We start from the raw sequence: 273 nt of genomic DNA on the forward strand, positions 1-273 counted from the left end.
GGGGCAGCGTCCGGGTTTTCAGCTTTATTTGAGATCTGACCTGCCGCATCGAATGCGCCGCAGGCGCGGCGATCTGTGTGCCTGTTTCTGGCAATCGCCCTCGCCCCGCACCGCTTTGGAGTGCTGCAGTCCTTAGAGGGACGACAATGCCGCTATTTTCAGTTATTTCAGGTTCCGACGCCAAGGCCATGTTCTCGGCGCTCAACAAATCGCAGGCCGTGATCGAATTCGACCTGCAGGGCAATATTCTGACGGCCAACGAAAACTTTTGCC

Annotated in this window: 1 protein-coding gene; it reads left to right on the forward strand. The window is 56.8% G+C overall.

Annotated features, from left to right (window positions below):
* Positions 1 to 77 precede the first annotated feature (77 nt).
* Positions 78 to 273, forward strand: a 196-nt coding sequence (locus SB772_RS40975) for a hypothetical protein (protein WP_410838647.1), incomplete at its 3' end; no start/stop codon positions are given.

This window comes from Paraburkholderia sp. SIMBA_030, assembly GCF_046535245.1.
GTDB lineage: Bacteria > Pseudomonadota > Gammaproteobacteria > Burkholderiales > Burkholderiaceae > Paraburkholderia.